This window comes from Streptomyces sp. NPDC001027 (genome assembly GCF_040299045.1).
Taxonomy (GTDB): Bacteria; Actinomycetota; Actinomycetes; order Streptomycetales; family Streptomycetaceae; genus Streptomyces.
Window position 1 is genome coordinate 1 of record NZ_JBEPBI010000029.1, and the last position, 18,214, is coordinate 18,214.

General features: G+C 66.8%; 5 protein-coding genes. 1 reads left to right on the forward strand and 4 read right to left on the reverse strand.

Annotated features, from left to right (window positions below):
• Positions 1–114 precede the first annotated feature (114 nt).
• Entirely contained in the window at positions 115–558 is a 444-nt protein-coding gene (locus tag ABT300_RS11555; RefSeq protein WP_351674121.1) for a hypothetical protein, read from the forward strand.
• A 91-nt stretch (positions 559–649) separates the two neighbouring features.
• Here ABT300_RS11555 and ABT300_RS11560 read toward each other — a convergent pair whose 3' ends face one another.
• The 4 genes from ABT300_RS11560 to ABT300_RS11575 are packed head-to-tail and all read right to left on the reverse strand — an operon-like array spanning position 650 to position 18,214.
• Positions 650–2,944 (reverse strand): UvrD-helicase domain-containing protein, encoded by a 2,295-nt coding sequence (locus ABT300_RS11560; RefSeq protein ID WP_351674123.1) that lies wholly within the window; start codon positions 2,942–2,944, stop codon positions 650–652.
• On the reverse strand, positions 2,941–9,657 hold the full coding sequence (locus ABT300_RS11565; protein WP_351674125.1) for a DEAD/DEAH box helicase: 6,717 nt from the start codon (positions 9,655–9,657) through the stop codon (positions 2,941–2,943). Before ABT300_RS11565 ends, ABT300_RS11560 begins: the two co-directional genes overlap by 4 nt.
• Complete coding sequence (locus tag ABT300_RS11570; protein ID WP_351674127.1) at positions 9,654–15,161, reverse strand: hypothetical protein; 5,508 nt, start codon at positions 15,159–15,161, stop codon at positions 9,654–9,656. Before ABT300_RS11570 ends, ABT300_RS11565 begins: the two co-directional genes overlap by 4 nt.
• Complete coding sequence (locus ABT300_RS11575) at positions 15,158–18,214, reverse strand: SNF2-related protein (protein ID WP_351674129.1); 3,057 nt, start codon at positions 18,212–18,214, stop codon at positions 15,158–15,160. The genes ABT300_RS11570 and ABT300_RS11575 overlap by 4 nt, the downstream gene beginning before the upstream one ends.

Consider the following 18,214-nt stretch of genomic DNA (forward strand, 5'->3'; position numbering starts at 1 on the left):
AAGACAAACAAGCCCTCGATCAAGTAGACATGGACGAGGTCAGGACCTGGGGAATTACGTGACGCCGGGCCCGGGGAATTACGTGATCGTTCACACCTGCTGCCTTCGGCGTCTTTGGGCGAGGGCAAGTTCAAGCAGGCTGCCGAAGCGGCGATCGCGCAGTTCGTCGCGGTGCTCCAGCAGCACAACGATGCGGAACTCCTGCTCGGGTTCCCGTCGGCTCCGTTCATCCTTCCCCTTGCGGCTGATGACCACAAAGGATTCCTGGCCTACGCGGAGTCGATGCCGGACCATGCGGTGCGGATCAGGCGGCGGGGACACGGAGCGGCGGCGGAGTGGACCGTTTCGCCGGTGGCCGCCGAGGGGGCATACGAGCTGGCGTTCAAGCTCCCGGAGCATGTGGAGCGGTGGATCAGCGGTATCGCAGAGAAGGAGCGGTGGCGCGCCCTGGAGGTCAAGGAGCAGTTCTTGTCGGCGATCACGATCTACCGGATGAACGGCAGTGGGGTGCGCGCCTACCAGCTGCGGTACGAGGCGAGTTCTCTGTCGAGCGCCTGATCGGGGCATGCAGCGGAGTGCCGGCCTGGCCCTGCCCTCCACCATGCGCGAGACGGTCAGAGGGCAGGGCGGAAGGCCGGCACCTGTGTTGTCAGACCGGCAGGTACGGGCTGGGTTTGCCGTGCCAGCTGATGTTCAGCGCGTCGCGGGCGCGGGTGGTGGCGACGAAGAGGAGGGAGCGGGCCTTGCGCTGCTCGCGCTCGTAGCGCGGCGGGTCGTCCGTGCGGTAGCGCTCGATGATGCTGGTGCGCGGGATGATGCCGTCACTGACGCCGACGATGGCGAGCTTTTGGTATTCGAGGCCCTTGAAGCGGTGCATGGTGCCGACGTGGACCTCGCCGTCGCCTTTGGGCCCGTCCTTGGTCAGTTCGGCGCAGGTGATGTTCGCCTTGGTGATCAGGTAGTACATGGTCTGGCTGACCATGTCGCGGTCGGCGACGCACACGGCGATCCGGCCGCTGGGGTCGCGGTAGGGGCCGTTGCCGCCGGTGGCCAGTTCCTCGCGCCAGGCACGCAGGGTGGAGGCGAGGCCGGCGAGCTCGTCGTCCCAGGAGCGGAAAGGAGTGAAGGTGGGGGCGGGGCCGTGGAGGACGGAGCGGTAGCCGGCGAGATTGTCGGTGCCGTCGTCGAGGTCGTCATAGGTGACGCGTTTGTCTTCCACGACTCGCAGGGCTTCGGCGAGGATCTCCTTGGTGGTGCGGTAGCTCAGCGTGAGGCGGGAAGCGCGACCGCGGATGTTGATGCCAAGGGCGCCGAGGGCGACCTGGTGGTCGTAGATGCGCTGGTGGGTGTCACCGGCGATGAACATATCGTTGGGCAGATCGGGGTCGGCCATGGCGCGCAGCATTTTCCAGTGCGCTGGGCGCAGATCCTGGGCCTCGTCGACAACGATGTGCCGATAACGGTAGTTGAGGTAGCGCATGCCGGAGCTGTCGTCGCGGTGGATGAGGTCCTTGCCGCCGACTTCGGCCTTGTGCGCGCGGCGGGCCTGGATCTTCGCGGCGCGCTCGATCTCATAGCGGGCGGCACGTTCTGCGGCCTGTCCCCACGTTTCAACACCGAGCTTGTCGAGGCGGGCGGTGAACTGTTCGATGAGCTTCCAGACGTGGTTGCGTTCGGGGCGGGTGAGGGCGCGGCCCCGGCCGGCGCGGCGGGCCTGGAAGTACGCGGAGCGGGTCGGTACCGACTGGCCGAGGATGACCTGTTCCCATTCTTCGAGCAGGAACTCGGGTTCCCAGCGGCGGTCGTCGAGCTCGGCGAGCAGCTGGCGCATCTCGTTGAGTGCCACGTTGTCGTAGACGCGCTGTTTGCCGCGGCCTGGTGCGGTGTTCTCTCCCAGGACGCGTGAGGCGAGCTGGTCGATGTGGGCAATCTCGACACGGGCCAGGAGTTCGGGCTCGACAAGGGAAGCCAGGCGCAGCCGCAGATCGGTGGTGAGGTTCTTGGTGAAGGTGGTCAGCAGGATCGGCTTGTTGTGCCCGGGGGGCAGCTGTTCGGCGAGGTGTTTGACACGGTGCAGCGCGACGATGGTCTTGCCGGTGCCCGGACCGCCGGAGACACGGGCGGGGCCGGTGTAGTGGCGGTGGACGATGCGTTCCTGAGTGGGGTGGAGGAAGACTTTCCAGGCGCGGAAGTCGCCTTCCTCGATGACGGCCTGTACCGCGTCGTCGACCGTGGTGACCTTGGTGCGGGTAAGGGCGGCTGCGAAATCGTCGGGGTCGGGCTCCTGGCGGAGTTCGACCGGTGCGGTGATCTCCTTGCGGACCTCGTCGATGCCCATGCCGGCGGCGAGGCCGTACAGGATGTCCTTGGACAGCAGGGGGGCGCCCTCGACCAGCTGATCGAGTTCCTGGCTGTCGGTGACGGTGAGTGCAAGGTCGATGATCTGGTCCGCAACGCCCAGCCCGCGCAGGTCGTCGGCGCTGTACCCGGCGAGCAGGGCGGGCGCTGCCTCGGGCTGTGCCGGTTCGGCGACGGGGGGCTTAGGGGCGTCGTCCGGTTCGGCGGGGGTCAGGGTGATGCCGGCGCGGCGCAGAGCACTGTCACCGACGACGGCGAGGTCGACGAACTCGATCTCGCCGGTGACACGGTTGACGGCGACCTGGAGCTCTTCGTAGACGTCCTTGCGGTGTCGGACGGCAATGATCAGCCAGTCCTCGGTGCCGTCCGCGTCGGTGCCGGTGCGGGTCAGAAGCGCCCGGTAGTGCTGGTTGATCTCGGCGCGGTAGATCCGGGAGTCACCCTTGAGCTTCCGCTTGACCAGCCCTTGCTGGTCGGGGTTGTCCCGGAAGGCATGGCAGAAGTCGTAAAAGTCGGTCTTGATCGAGAGATCGAGCTTGTGGAGCTCCTGTTCGGCCTTGCGGTACAGGCTGAGCCGGGCGGTCATCGGGTGGTGCCTTCCGTACGGGGGAGCTGGGGGAGCAGCTCGTCGAGGTGGTCGAGCCATTCGGCGGCGGTGCGCGCCGTCCAGCCGGCCTCGGCGTACGCGGCATCGCGTCGCTGTGCCTCAGGGTCGTCCGTGCCGTGGGGGGCCGTCACCACGGCGATCTTGATGCCGGGGGTGTCCCAGGCGAACTCGGCCTGCCAGCCGCTGTTGCCGAGTTCGTAGCCGAAGACCGGTGCGCGTTTGCCGTGGTCGGCCAGGATCTCAGCGAGGCGCAGGAGTTCGGGTGCCTCGCTGGGATCCTCGCGCAGAATCTCCAGGATGTCCTCGTCCCAGGCCGCATCCCGAGGTGCCGGGGCCGGGGCAGCTGGGGCCTCCGCAGCAGGTTCCAGGACGGCCGGTTGGGCGGTGGCGGGAGCGGTGACGCCGTTGAGCGACTCGAGTTCACCGACCCCACCGCACACGGCGAGGACCTCGACTTCGAAGCCAGCGGCATCGCTGGTGGCCAGCTGGACTCCGTCGCCGCCGGCCAGGGACAGGAACTGCGTGAGGTTGGTCCAGTACAGCCAAGACCGCCAGCGCAGCTTGTGTTCTTCCGTCTCCAGGACAGCGTCCGTGTTGTCCAGGACCGCGAGAGCGGACCAACGGGGGTTCTCGGGGTCGGCGGCGTCCAGGGTGAACAGGATCGGCAGCCCGCTGCTGTCCTGGGTCCGGAAGACGTGGACGGGGCCGATCTGGGCGGCGTCCGGTGCCAGGGGAGCATCGTTGCGCTGGCCGTCGATGAAGGTGGCGAGCTGGTTGCGCAGGGCGGCCACCAGCTCGGTGCGCCGCCCAGTCGCGGCGACCTGGGTGGCGCCGGCGGTGGCGACGAGCCCCGTGACCAAGGCCCGGGCACGACGGGCCCAGCGCGCGGCGTCGGGGTCGCGCAGATAGGCGATCAACGTGTCGATCGGGTTGGCGAACACCGCTTCGGCGAAATGGGCGCGCTGTCCGCCGTACTGCTCGTAGGCGGCCTTGGCCTGTTCCTGCGCGGTGCCGGGGTAGGGCGGCCAGACGGGTGCTGACTTGGTGGGGCGCTGCTCGAACAGGTCGATGTCTGCCCAGGTGACCTGGAAGACCACTTCGCCGCCGGCGCGCAGCCGGGTGCGCTGGGCCGCGTCGGTGGCGATCCGGTTGTGTTCGCGGCTGGCGTGGAAACGGAAACCTTCCAGATAGACCTTCACGCTCTGGACCGGACCGTCGACACGGGTGAAGGTGAAGTCGGTCCGGGTCCCTTCGAGCTGCTGCTGCGCGGTCAGCCGCCAGTGCATGACGTCCGAGCCGCTGGTGAAGCGCAGATGCCCGCTGGCATGCCCGTCCTCGTCCAGGGCGGCATCGTCGGTGACCTTCACCCAGCCCCGCAGCGCGGCCAGGAACCGGGCCTCCAAGTCGGACTCGACCTGCTTGTCCAGGCCGACCACTCCGGTGTGCCGGACCTCGGTGGTCTCCCAGCCGTCCTCTCCCTCGCCCTTGAACAGCAGCGACTCCAGCATGGCCAGGGCCGCATTGCGCGAGACGACATCCTGGAACTGCTCCGGGGCATAGCGGTGCAGGCAGCGGTGGCAGGCCCGGCGCTGCTCCTCTTGGCACGGGCACTGCTTGAGCAGGTCGTACGCCTTGGCGAGGGTCTCGCGGAAGGCATCCGGCTTGGTGAGCCGGTCCAGATAGCCGGTGCCGCCGGGCAGGGAGTCGAACAGGACCAGGAACCAGCGGCGTTCACCGCTCTCGGCGTCCGGCATGGACGACACGGTGGTGTCCAGGTGCTGGGGGTCACCACCGAAGTGCAGATCGACCCCGAGCCGTAGCGCGGCCCGGAAGGACTGCACCTTGGAGTCGATGTCCGCCGTGGCGGCCGGGATCAGCACCCGCAGAGCCTCGGTCTTCAACTGGTGAGCGAGCAACACCGGTTCCTGGGTGACCCCGCCCGGCTTGCCGCGCCGCAGCGGGCACCACGGACGGTGGTGCTTGAGCTGCGGGGTGCGCGCGGCCGAGGAGCTCAGCGCATCGGTGTCATAGTCGAAAACGGGTTTGCCGTCCGCGACCGCCGCGCCGCACGCCGTACACACATGGAACGGGTTCAGCCGCACATAGTGGCCGGCGAAGTCGTCACGCGCCGGGGCGTCGTAACGGACCGGTCCGACGTTGATCCGGCGGATCATGGCCGTACGGCAATAGTCGACGCCGAAGGTCTGCTCCGTATGCCGCCACGAACCCGGTTCGATGTCCTCGATAGGAATGTCGACCGCATCCACCACCGTATAGAAACGGCGGTCGCGGTCGTCCTTGTCATCGCGGATCCGGGCATCGTCCCGCTTGCCCCTGGACGTCACGGTGGTCGGCTCGACGATCTGGAACAGGCACGAGCCGTCATCCGCGATCTGGCTGGTGGCACAGCGAGGGCAGGGCGAGCGGTCGGTGGCGGCGTCCTCGGTGCGCACGTATCCACAGCCCGGGCACACGCGCCAGCTGCGCCACGCCTGCCCGCCGCCCGTGGAGATCTCCAGCCCGGTGATCTCGTGCCGGTAGCCGTTGACGTAGAAGGTATTGCCCGGGGCCAACTCCTGGAGGGCGTAGCGGCGCGGTCGCTCGTAGGCGGTGGTCGTGGAGGTGAACACCACCTTCCCCGTCCTGGGGTCGATCCCCTCCACCCCGTACAAGGTCGCGGACAAGGTGGTGGTCGAGTCGATCAGCGCATAGTTGGGCAGCAGACCCAGGTCGCACAGCGCGCTCTGCGCCGGCGTCTCACCCAGGTCCAGGAGCCGCTTGCCCACGCCGCGCCGCTCAGCGTCCAGCTCGGCTTTCTGCCGTGCCTGTTCGGGATCGGTGTCGTGCAGCTCGCCGTAGGCTTCATCGATCTCGCGAAGCCGCGCCCGCAGGTCCTGTGCGCTTTGGCGCCACTCGCGTTCGGCTTCCTCCACCTTGCCGCGCAAGCCGTGTGTCGCATACGCCTTGAGATCGGCCTTCGCCTGGTCGCTGATGCCGGTGGGGAACATCTTCAGGAACCTGTCGACCAGGACCTCGCCCTGGGCGATGGCCAGTTCCACCAGGTCGATCAGGTAGCCCGACGGACCGAACAGGGCGGGCGCCTTGTTCGGGATCGCGCGCAGCACGATGCCGTCCGCCCGCACGAGCTGTCCCGCTGCCGCGAGGTCAAGCAGGTGCGCCAGGTACTGGCGGCGCAGGATCTCCACCGCGGACAGGTAACAGCCCGGCGGCACGATCGTGCCCGCGATCAGGTCCTTGGGACGTTCCAGGAAGTACAGGTCGCGACGGCGCCGGTCGGGGATGGTCAGCAAGAACGCATTGCCGGTCCGGCGCCCGGCCCGGCCGACCTGCTGCGCGTAGTTGGCCGGGCGGCGCGGGAGCGCGGCAAGCACCACCGCGGACAGGTCGCCGATGTCGATACCCATCTCCAGCGTGGGGGTACAGGAGAGCACGTTGGGGTCCTTGAAACCCCCGCCGCGCTTGAACGCCTCCTCCACCTTCTCCCGCTGCGCCCGGGTAAGCATCCCCGTGTGCTCGGCGACGACCACCTGATACGGCCCCGCCTTCCGGTACAGGCGCCGGTAGTAGTCCTGGGTGTAGTCCCGGTCGCGGTGATGGACTCCGAGGGCCTCGGGCCGGTCACCGGCCACCAGCCGGCCCCGGCGGCACCGGTAGGAGGGGCACGGCTGGTCATGCCACTGATCCAGCAGCGACGGGTGGACCGTCTGCTCCCAGAAGCACACCGGGCAGCGCACATAGGAGTGCCGCACCTGCTCGTCGTCCAGCAGCAGCGCCTCGATGTTTCCCGGCTTGAGGCCGTAGACGCGCAGTGAGCTGTCGTTCGGGGTGCGCACCGACAGCAGCCCGGCCCCGGCCAGCTCAGGCAGCAGACGGCTCCAGAACTCCGGCGCCACCTCCCGCGGTACGTCCAGGCAGCGTCCGGCCCACCGCTCGTACCAGGACAGCCGACCGGTGGCGAAGTCGAACTCGCTGCGGTCCTTGGGCTGGCCCAGCAGGAACACCGGTGCCGCCACACCCCTGGGGAAGGCCCGCATGCCCGGAGGACGATTGCCCCAGATGAAATAGCGGGTGGTGCCCGCCTCATCCACGTACTTGTCCAGCCACTTATGGGATACCGCACCTCGGGTACGCAGCCGCTCCAGGAAAACCCGCAGGAACGCCAGGTACCGGTCGTCGCTCTGCTCCACCAACGTCAGGTCGTCGCGGTTGCACTCCTCGTGGACGCGCTTGACCAGGGCCGCCGCCGCGGCCGGATCCTCGATCCGTACCTGGGCCGCAGCGGTCCGGGTCAATTCCAGCGTGCGGCCGTTACGGGAGCGGAATCCGAACTCCATCAGCGCTTCGAAGGCCAGCCGCTGACCGATCAGCCGCCACGTTTTCAAGTCGCCGCCGCGGCCCTGTCCGGACAGGAGACGGTCCACCCCCTTGAAACCGTGCAGATCCGGAGGCACCACGGCGGACAGCGTGTCCTTGTCGGTGGTCGCCTGCACCACGTTCGCGATCAAGTCATTCAGCGCCGTGGGAGCGTCGTGGCGCAGGTGCCGGGCCAGCAGGGCGCGCAGCGAGAAGGTGTACGAACGGTTGGCGACGAACCCTGCCCGGTGCGCGGCATCCTGCACCGAGTCGTTGAACATCAGCGTCTTGTCCTCGCGCAGCTCCTTGTCGAGCTCCCCGCCCGTGAACAGCCGCGTGATCGACGCCGCCGCCATCGCCGCCGCGCCCGTACCCAGATAGCGAATCGCGTTGTGCTCACCGCAGGCCGGGCACCAGTCCTCCCTGGCCGCCGTATTCGCGGTCGCCCCGAAGTGGACCAGAACGAACGCCGAGTCCCGGGCCGTGAGGCGGGGTTCCTTGGTGTCCTTGTCGTAGTCGTTGAGCGGATCGGGCAGCCGCAGCCGCTTGCGTGCCCCGTCCAGCACCATCAGCATCCCGCCGGCCCCCTGCAGCGCAGGAGAGGCACCCCTGCCACTTCGGCCACTGGCCGGCATCGGGGCCGCCCCGGACCCCTCGCGGGCCTCCTGGTCGGAGGCCGCGATCAGGTTCCGCACCCGGATCTTGTCCTGCCCGGTCGAGGCGCGACGGATCTTGTAGGTGTCGAACTGGACGTCGTGGTCGTCACTCTCCGGCGAGAACACCGCCCACCCGGACCGCCCGCAGTCCCGGCAGTAGATCGCCGGCAGGAACAGATTCGCGCTCTGCCCGGATGTCGCCGTGGTCACCGGCGCCATGCGGTGACTGTCTGCCGCACCGGCATCCGTCGCCCCCGCCATGTCCCAGCGGAACTCCGCCTTCGGCCACGGCAGCACGCCGCGCAGCAGCCGGGTCACCGAGCGGGCCCACTGATGCACCTCGAGATGCACGAACGGACGCGGTTCCCCGGGCTTGGACTCGGGATCACGGGCGTAGGAGAGCAGAGCCACGAAACGGGCCAGTGCCTCGGCGGCCTGCTCCGGTCTGCTGGCCACCGCCTCCGACCAGCCGGCCGCTCCGGCGCGCCACATGACATCCAGCACCTCGGCGCTGGTCCTGACCTCACCGCCCAGCCCGTGCATGATTGCTCGGGTGAACAGATGACGCTTCAGGTTGTCGCCCAGCGCGAACGGGTCCGGATCGCGCACCCCGGTCACGGCCTCGATGAGGTCCAACAGGGCGTCATCACCCGTGGTGGGATCGGGCAGCGCCAGCAGCTCGTCCGGTGTTGGCTGCGGCTGCATCTTGATCGCCGTCAGGGGGATGAACTCCTCCACCGACAGCCGGTCTTCTCCGACGATGGATTCGGCGGTGAACTCCGTGCCGAAGACCTGCGTCGCGACCTCCAGCAGGCTGGCCATCCCCGCCCGGTCGGTCCCCGACGCGAGCGTCGCCGACGTCGCCACCGGGCAGATACGACCGAGGGGCCGGTCCTCCTCGGCCGCGCCTACGGCCGCGGCGAGCCGGCGCAGCAGCATCGCCACATCGGTGCCCTGCGCGCCGTCGTAGGTGTGGAACTCATCCACCACCACATAGCGGATGTCCGCATCCCGCCACAGTGGGGCATCGTCAGAACGCTGCAGCAGCAGATCCAGCATCTTGTAATTCGTGATCAGGATGTCCGGCGGGGAGAGCTGCATGTCGGAGCGCCGTGTGTACACCTTCTCGTACCGAGTCGCCGCCCGGTCCCCGATGTACAGGCCCGCCGACAGCTTGCCGAGCTCCGTCTCGTTCCCGGTGAGGAGCTCGTTGATGCGCTGTGCCTGATCGGTGGCAAGCGCGTTCATCGGATACAGGAAGACCGCCTTGATGCCGGCCTTGCCCGCGGCCTGCTCCCGGCGGCAGTGGTCCAGCACCGGGTACAGGAACGATTCCGTCTTGCCCGAGCCCGTGCCCGTGGTCACCAGTGTCGGCTGCGGAGTGTGCCCGTTCGCCGACGTCAAGCGTGCGAAGGCAGCCGCCTGGTGGGCGTACGGCGTCCATCCCTCCCGCTGCCACTCCAGGTGCGCGCGCCACTCCTCACCGGCCACCGTGAACGGCGTACGGATCCTCAGGAACGGGCCCCGGAACATCCCCGACGTCTCGTCCCCGAGGAACCGGTGCAGCGCCTCACGCGCCCCCTCGTCCGTCAGCGCGTACGTTGTCGACAAGTACTGCAGCAGGCTCTCCTTGAGCCCCCGCGCCTCCAGCGTCGGCCTCACGGCTTCGGTACCTCCTGCTTCTCCGGGTCCCACTCACCGCGGGCGACCGCGGCATCCAGCCGCGCCTGGAACACTGCGTGCGCTTCCCGCATCTCCGACTCGCGATCCGCCTTGTAGAAGGGTGCGGTGTAGCCGTCGGGCGGCGATTCGTTGTGGTCCTTCAGATATGCCTGGAATTGCTGCCAGTGTTCCTTGTCTTGCTCGTGCCCGTAGGTGTACCGATCGCCGGCGATCTTCCGCTCATTGGCATCGAACCACGTGACCAGGTCGAAATCCTGCATGATCGGGAAACGAGCCCGATACATGGTGACCAACGTGTCCGCGTCGATGCCGAGCCATACAGCTACAAGGGCATCGATCTCGACAAGAGCAGCGCGACGGGCGTACTCGGAGCGGAGTGGAGTGCGCCGCTGCCATTCGGGGGTTACGGCGTGGAGTTCCGTCTTCATCCCTTTCCAGGTACACGCCCAGCGCTCAGAGGTAGGCCAGCTAGGGGCGTAGAGCTCCTTCCAGAGGTCTGCGTAGGCGGTAGTGAGGCAGTTGAGACGAAGAGTGCGGACGAGTAGGGCGGGGGCGAGGGGGTGATCAAGAGCCGGGGCAGGAAGTGCTTTGACTCCAGCTGCTCTCAAATCTCCCCGCCCAGTGATGCGTAGGAGGTAGTCCAATGTAATTGCAGACCAGAACCCGGCTACGAGAGCCGTCTGAATTGTGGACTCGTGTCGAAGGCTATGGATGCCTTCAACGTGCGCCGGCCCCTTGGGAATCAGTGCCGCGTACAATGCCCGCTCAGTGTCAGGAGCGATCTGCCTCCGCCAGGCAAGCCGGTAGAAATCGCTATACGGCTTGGTAGCCTGGACGCTGAATGCGTCATCCACCGCTTCATCAGTGATTTCGGCCTCGGGGCACTTCATTGCCATGGCCAACTTCGTCCGAGTCGCGTTGAACTCGTCCTCTGACAGGCGCAGCTCCTCCAATAGCGCATGGTCGAGCCACTGGTCCTGTGCCGCACGGTATACAGAGTCGGGCGCCACCTGACGGTACTCGGATTCCGGCACTGCGTCTGACGGGATTTCCTCGTGGTTCAGTCCGCGCACTTCGCCGCCGCCCTGGCTGGGTTGCTTGAACAGCGGATTTGCGACGCCAAGTTGTGGGCCCTTGAGGATGACATCCTTCCAGGAATCTGCCCGGTAGTCCGTGCGCCCCTCCTGGCGCTTGTTGTAGTCGATAAGTGGAGTGTCTCTGTTCGGACCGTAGATGGACTTTTTGGCGCCACTTTCGTGGAAGCCGCTACTGATCTGCGGATCGAGCGCCCCGAGGCGCAATGGGTACCCAGACAGCGCGTCGATGGCTGGGTCCTCTGCTGTACTTACCGGCGTTAGCAGACGGGCGTGCTCGACCGGCAAGTCTTGCTCGCCAGAGAGGCGCTGCCATCGAGCCAAGGTATTCGGAGTGACGCGAATGACCCTCTCCCGATGCGGGCGCTCGTCCCAATCCCCCTGATACTTCACGCCGGGTGCGTCGCCGCTTCCGTCGTGTGCCGCCGATAGCCGTAGCGAGTCGACGGAGAAGAGCCACGAAAGGTGGTCGAAGTCGATCTCACCGCGTTCGCCGTAGATGTGCAGGCCGAAGTGGCTGGACCGGCCCACGGGTGGTGGGAAGAAGCGGTTTCCGGAATTGACGAAGTCTGCATGCACACGAAGACGTCGGTACGCCGCCTCGCGCAGCACGGCTTCCTTGTCGCCGTTGAAGTGGGTGTCGGGATGCACGAGGCCGACGGTGCCATGGGGCGCCGTGTGGTCCCACGTCTGGCACATGAAGGCGCGATAGAGATCTGGCTGGCTTCCGGCGATCAGCGGGTACATCTGCGAGGCGGACAGGTACTCGGCTGTGGTTGCTGTCGTGGTGAGTTCGCCAAGGACGTAGTCTCGGACTTTGGGCTTGGCCAGCTCGGCGGCCCGCCGCCGGTTCTTCTCCGCCACTGTGGGCTTCTCTGTGAGCATGAACCACGGCTCATACTCCGCCAGAGCAGCATTCTCCTTCCATTCAGGGCGTACCCACGGTGGGTTCCCGACCTGAAGGTCGAAACCGCCGCCCCGGGCGAAGATGAGCGCGAACTCCAGCTCCCAGTGCAGGAAGCCCTGGCTCTGGGTGATCTTTCGCACCTGATGCAGCCATGGGAATCGCGCTTCGGGTTCACGGGTGTCCATGCCCATGAAGTCCGGGAGCGTCCGCTCGTACTCACTGAGTTCGTCGAGTGTCTCAAATTGGTCGATGAGGGTGCCTTCGGGTACTTCGGCCGTACCCAGCATCGCTTCCAGGAAGTCCAGCCAGTCGTCCAGATCCTTGAGCGGGATGACCGGTCGTCGTGAGGGCTGCTTCCGCTGCCCCAACTTCTGGGTCTTGGGAGAGATCTGTTTGGTTTCGACGACGACCTCGTCGCCGGTTGTCAGCTCAAGGTGTTCCAGGGTCTTCTGCCCCTTCTCCACCTCGAAGAAGCCGATGTTCTCCACCACCCGGGGTGCGGCTGTCGGCACCGGTGCGGTGGCGGACTCGGGGGCCGGATCGCTGGGCTGTTCATCGAACATCGGCACACCTCCCAGCAGGGTGCTGAGGCTGTCCACGGTGCTGATGCTCGCGGATTGGCTGTAGAGGTTGTCCGTGCCGTCCAGCAGCTGCGCCTTCTCCGCCGGCCAGAACCACAGAGCACACCAAGTGTCCATGATCTGCTTGAGCCGCCAGTACGGGGTGTCGGCAGTGTTGAAGAGGTCTTTGAAGACCTTCTCCTTGGGCACCGCCTGGTCGGGGCGCTTCATGAAGGCGTACTCCGGGTCGGCCGGGTCGGCCTTCCAGACATCGATCCTGCGCGAGATCTCCCGCTCGGAGATCTCCATCCGCTTGACTACGAGGGACCACAGGAACTCAGCCCGCCGGGCGGCATCGCGCAGTCGCGTGAACTGTGACGAGGCTTCCGCCTTCGGCTGCCTGGTCTTCGGGTCGAGCTTGGCGCTGCCGTCCTTGGTGAGGTGCGCGGTGCTGCGCTTGGGCCGCTGGAGGATGCCCTTCTTCCAGGCAGCCAGCTGTTCGATGCCTTCCCTGGCTAGTTCCTTGGCTTCCTTCGACCCGGTGACCGCGGCCCATCCCGGGCTCGGCAGCAGGAAGTGATGCACGGCATCCTGAGGCAGCGGCTGCGGCACGCCCTCCTTGAGGAACGGCAACGGGGTCGGTGCCAGGGCGCCCTTGGCTTTGAGCCACGCCTTGTCCGGTGAGGCCACGTCGTCCCCCGCATATACGGCGCGTCGGCTGCCGATGAGCGAGTTACCGCGGCGGAGATGGAGACCGAACCAGGGCGCCTGCATGCCGGGGTGCATGGTGTTGAGCCACAGGGAGACTTCCGCCAGTTCGACGCCAGTGGCGTTGAGGTCCACTCCGTAGGCGTTGTGCAGGGCGATGTACGCCTTGGCCTTCTGCTTCTCCGTGAGGGCATCGGCCGTCGGGATGCTTGTACCCAGCTCGTCCTGGCGGCGGCGCAGGTACTCGTCAGCGACCTGGTTGATGGCCTCGTTCAAGAACGCTCCCGAGCCGAGAGCCGGTTCGCAGATCTTGAACTTGAGGAGTTCGGAGGCCCGGGTCTTGATGATGTTCCCGTCGGCGTCGCGTTCCTGGTCGAGGCGGTTCTTGAGAGCGAGTTCGACGGTGACCTCGGTCAGCGATTCCGGGGTGTAGTACGACGCGGACGTCTCGCGGGCGCGGCCGGCGAGCCGGTAGACGAACTCGCCCTTCGCGTATTTCTTCACTCCACGCAGGCCCTTGCGGGCGTCGTCCTCGTTGTAGTGAACGAGAGTCTTGTCGGGGTACTGGTCCTGGCGGTGCGAGGGAATGAGCCAGGAGCCCTTCTCCGGGTCGCCACCCTTGGCGACCTCGCACAGCTCCTCGCTGGCGATGATGCCGGTGTAGGACATCAGGCCCTCGTATACGGCGCCGAGCTGGTTGATGCCGAGGTTGCGGTAGGAGATGAAGCCGCCTCGCTCGCCGCGTTTGCCTCTCTTCATGGTCAGCAGGCGCAGCACTTCGTGCAGGGCGGAGTTGCGCAGGCGCAGGTCGAGCCAGCGCGGGGCGCTGTCCTCGTCGCGGTTCGGGTCCAGCACGCCGCGGCCGATGAGGCGGATGGCGGCGGGCTCGAAGAGCTCGCTGCGTAGGGGCTCGAAGCGCAGGCCGAAACGGGCTTCGCTGCGGCGGCCGGCCTTGGCCTTGCGGGTCGCCTCATCGTCGCCGGGCTGGTCGTCGTCGGCTTCGGTGCCGTACGGGCGATGGCCGAAGTTGACCTTGTTGAACAGGACGTCGAGGGACTGGAAAAGGTGGAAGCCGTTCTTGGCTTCCTCGTCGATGAGTTCCTCGTCGGTGGCCACGAGTTCGCGCAGTCGGGCCATGGAGTAGCCGGCCTCGTAGGTGCCGTCGTCGGCGGGGAGGATGCCGAGTTCGGGCCGGGCTTCGGCATACAGGAGGAAGAGGATGCGGTAGAGGTAGCGCAGGGCTTCGCGGGTGAGTTCCCGGGTGAAGGGGATCTTGGGGCTTTCGATGTCGGCCGGGATGACGTTGTTCTGCGGCTCGGCCATGCGCCGCAGGACTTCGTTGGCGATGATCTCGACGGAGCGCTGCAGGCCATAGCGCAGTTCGCCGGAGACGCCAGCGGCGTTGGCACTGGAGGACTTGAGGAGGCCGTCGATGGGGCGGGTCTGGTCGTTCTCGCCGGGCCGGAGTATCTCCAGGCTGAACAGGGCGGCGATGGTGGCGAGTTCGCCCTGCTGGGTGCGGTCGTTGCGCTCCAGAGCGGCGTCGAGGTTGACGGCCAGGTAGCGACCTTCGTTCCAGGCGCTGCGGTCGGCGAGCAGGAGTACTCCGCCGTGGAGGAGCAGGATGAACCGCGGGTGCGGGCCACCGGGTTTGCCGAGTTCGCTTTGGAACAGCCAGGAGGCCAGGGCCGCCCCGGCCTCGTAGGTTTCACCGCTGCTCACGTGTTGGGGCGACAGCAGGCGTCCAGGCCCGTCGGGGTCGAGGGCGGCGTCGTTGTCGGCGGCCCATCCGCAGTCGATCGCGATGATGCCGTGGCCGTGGTAGGCAACGGGCAGGGTGTGTGTGCGGCCGGCGCGGTGGACAGTGAGATCGCCGGGGGCGGCGTCGTAGCCGAGGGTCTTGAGCAGATCCTGGTGCCAGGAGGTCAGCCGCTTGGTCCACTCAGGGTTGTCGTAGGTGCGTAGCCGGGATTCGTCGGCGGCGTCGAGCTGGGTGGTTTCGGCGAAGTAGCCGCGGACTTCCGGGGTGTGGTAGGTGCTTCGCAGGGTGCGCAGTTGTTCGCGGGGGGTCTTGCGTGGGTCGTTGTCGTCGCCCTCGCGCATGGTCCAGGTGGCGAACAGGCCCTTTTTGAGGTCGTTGCCGAGTTGCTCGGCGAAGTAGTGCGCGGACAGGTATTCGCCGCGGTTGGTGAAGGAGTCAAACTCGATGCTCATTGTGCGGTGTCCCCTGCGGTGGCGGCGTGCGGTTCCAGGACGGCCAGCAGACGCAGCATCGGTTTGCCCGCCGTTTCCAGGGACTTGACCAGGCTCAGGCGGCGGCTGGCGGTCAGGTCGACTTCCTGTTTGTCGTGGCGTGTGCCGGCGAAGAGGGCTTCCTGTTTCCAGTGAGTGACGCGCTTGCGGTATGGAGCGAGTGTCTTGTCGATCTGGAGCTTGTAGTCCTCTTCCCTGCTCTTGAGGAAGCGCTCGGCCTCGTCGATGGCGGCAGGCACGAGTTCGGCGAGTCCCGGCAGGTCAACGGGAGTTGCGCGGCCCGGCATGTTCGGGCCGACGCCGTAGTCTTCCAGCAGCTGTGCGGTCAGCGGCTTGATCTCGGGGGCGTCGGGAAGGCCAGTGACGGCCATCCACTCGACGACGGTGGGGCGGCCCATCGCATTGGAGTAGATGCCCTGGACCAGGAACACCGGGTGGTTCGCCCCGGCTGCGAGCACCGGTGCCTGGTGGCGGCCGACCTGCACGAGCACCTTGTCGGTGAGCCAGTCCAGCACCGGGTGCACATCACTCACGTAGGACACGTTGGGCCACTGCGACTTGGAGGAATCCCGGGCAGCCTTCAGCCGTGCAGTGGCGAGTGTCTTGGAGAAGGTGATGCGCATCCGGCCCTTTTCGTTCTTGCGCGGCAGGATCCGCTGTTCGTCTAGGTAGGACTTCGGCAGGGACTTCAGCCGGTACAGCAGGTCGCGTGGGGGTTCGAAGGCGATCGTGCCGTCGTCGTAGCGGAGCAACGACAACTGATCCTCGGGATTGGGATGGCAGACCTGCCGCAGCGCCTCGTTGAAGTAGTCGGCCGTGGAGCGGAAAAGCTTGGGGACCGCTGCGCGGGGCACTTCGGGGTGCTCGGGCACGGCACCGACCTGGCCGAGGAGGCCGGTCAGGAAGGCGGCGCCGCTTTGCTGGGACTGCTTGATCGAGTCCTCGACGGTACGGCCAGCGATCAGATCCTGAGTGAGGCGGTTCTCCTCCTCCTGGGCCCGGTACAGGCCAGTGACGGCCTCGGCCGATCCTTCGATCTTGTGTGCTTGCTCCTCGCGCTTCAGGAGCTTCTCGCCGACCAGACGGTCATCCAGTGTGCGGGGCTGGCCGGTGGCTTCGTCGGTGCGCCACGGGATGTCGCTGGTAAGGATCAGCGCCCTGAACTGTGGCTGATGTTCCTGTCCGTAGCGGTCGATGCGGCCGTTGCGCTGCTCGATGCGGATCAGGGACCACGGAAGGTCGTAGTGGATCAGTAGGTGGCACTGCTGGTGCAGGTTGACGCCTTCCGAGGCGACGTCACCGGTGAACAGGATGCGCACCGGGTCATCGCGCAGCCCGAACTTCTCGACGATGTCGGTCTGTTCCTCGTCAGTGGTGGCATCGCCGTGCATGACCTGCACCGCTCCGCCGAAGTCCAGCCAGGGCTTGCTCGGATCGGCAGCGGTGCCGCGAGGAAAGCCCAGAGCCGCCGGCACCGTCTCCGCCAGCCACTTTAGGGTCGGGATGCGTTCGGAGAACACCACGACCCGGGTGTCCGAGCCGGGTCCGACGCCCAGCGCGCGCAGCTCCTTCAGCAGTGCGGCGAGTTTCGCGGAGTCGTCGTCCTGGATCTGCTCGGCGAGGGCCTGCAGCTCGACCAGAGCGGCCCGCTCTGCCTTGCGGGCTGCTTCGCGGACTGCGGGATCAACCGGGCGCGTCTTGCGCTTGGCGTTGGTGGCCGGCTTCTCGGCCGGTGGTTTGTCCAGGTTCGCCAGGCGGGTCTTGATCGTTTTCAGCAGGGCTCGGTGCGAGGACAAGAACGATTTCAGCAGCTGGTAAGGGACGAGCTGATAAGTACTCACGGACGGCCTCGAAGGGTCGGCGGGGATCCAGCGAGAGGCCAGCTCCCTGAAGACCGCGAGCTCCTTCTCCCCGGCCGGCACGTGCAGGGGCTGTGAGGGGCCACGGTCGGCCCACGCACCCTTGAGACCCTCGCGTACCTCAGCGGTTGTCTTCGTACGCCGGATGTAAAGGTGCTCGAGATCCTTCACCTCGTACTTGGACGGATCGGCGATCGCGGCCTCGTCCAGCATCTTGATCAGCTCGGCGAACGAGGCGGCGTCACCGTTGTGCGGCGTGGCTGAGGCGAGGACGAGGGCGTCGGTCTTCTGCGCCAGCAGCCGGGCCAGCACATTGTTCTTTGTGCCCCGGTTGACCAGGTTGTGTGATTCGTCGATGACGACCGCATCCCAGTCGGTGTGTTCCAGATGATGGGCGTAGACATCACTTTTTAGCGTGTCCACGGAGATGATCGCGCGCTTGAAATAGGCGAACGGATTGCGTCCGGCCGGGATCTCCTGCTGCACCCGCTGGATGCCGGTCGAATCCAGTCGCACGAGGGGGATCGCGAACCTGGTCCACAGCTCGCGCTGGAACTGTTCCAGCACATGCTGGGGGGTGACCACCAGGATCCGCTCACCGCGCCCGCGCCGGATGAGCTCGGCCAGCAGCACCCCGATCTCCAGGGTCTTTCCGAGACCCACCACGTCCGCGATCAGGATCCGCGGCTGTGGGTTCTTCATGGACAGCGCTAGCTCCGCCGGCCGTAGCTGATGGACCTGCTGGTCCATCAGAAAGCCGTCGGACAGGGCCAGGCCGTGTTCGGTCTGCGGCAGATACGTCTTGCGCATCACCGCTTCGAGGAACAAGCGGGCGCGCCGATGGTTGGATGAGTCGTCTGGCACCAGCTGCGTCTCGCGGGGATCGAGGACCTGGATGTCGTCCAGCCGGTCATAGAACACGGCGTCGGTGCCGCGGACGAATGAGGAGACGCCGGTGACTTCGACCATCCACCCGTCATGCCGGGTGTTGGTGACCTTGCGTACGAGCCACAGTTCGTCGCGGATCAGTACCTGAGCCCCTGGTGCGTAGCTGGCCGACAACCGGCCTTGCCCGCCCGCTGGCGGCTCGTCGGGCTCCGAGGCGTCCCACACTGCATCGCCTTGGCCGCCCGTGGCCCCAGTTTCGACGCTCAA

Excerpts from the sequence above, each read along its gene's own strand:
- ABT300_RS11560 (WP_351674123.1), bottom strand. The coding sequence starts at position 2,944 with ATGACCGCCCGGCTCAGCCTGTACCGCAAGGCCGAACAGGAGCTCCAC.
- ABT300_RS11570 (WP_351674127.1), bottom strand. The coding sequence starts at position 15,161 with ATGAGCATCGAGTTTGACTCCTTCACCAACCGCGGCGAATACCTGTCC.